We start from the raw sequence: 446 nt of genomic DNA on the forward strand, positions 1-446 counted from the left end.
CCTTGGTTGTCGTTTCCACCTTGGTTCCCTAAAGCTTTAATACTGTCTTGATCAAATACAAATTGAACATCGTAGAAATGGTGATAATTCATTGAATCAATATCTACTTTTACTTTTGCATTTAATTTTTTAGACAAATCGTTTACTTCTACTTCTACTACTCTTGTATTTTGTTCTTTATTTTCACTTAACACTTTTGCATTAACGAAAGAACCATTCTTCTCAAATTCAAATTTCGTAATCCATGTACTATTTGTTAATGTAAACGATACGTATTTCTTACCATCTTTTACTTTTAATACACCTGGGCTTTTTGTGTATGTGTTCATCATTGAGATTTCATCTGTTTGATCTTTTAACACTTTAAAGCCAATGCTGTATTCACCATCTTTAAGAGCTTTTGGATCAATTGTTGTGTTATTATCTTGGTTATTGTTTCCACCTTG

The 446-nt window shown here is 30.5% G+C and carries 1 protein-coding gene; it reads right to left on the reverse strand.

Annotated elements, in window-relative coordinates; translation table 11 throughout:
• A partial coding sequence (locus tag MR160_RS33990) for an NEAT domain-containing protein (RefSeq protein WP_242299238.1) occupies nucleotides 1-446 on the reverse strand: 446 nt, incomplete at both ends.

The organism is Bacillus cereus group sp. BfR-BA-01382, from assembly GCF_022663475.1.
Taxonomy (GTDB): domain Bacteria; phylum Bacillota; class Bacilli; order Bacillales; family Bacillaceae_G; genus Bacillus_A; species Bacillus_A thuringiensis_S.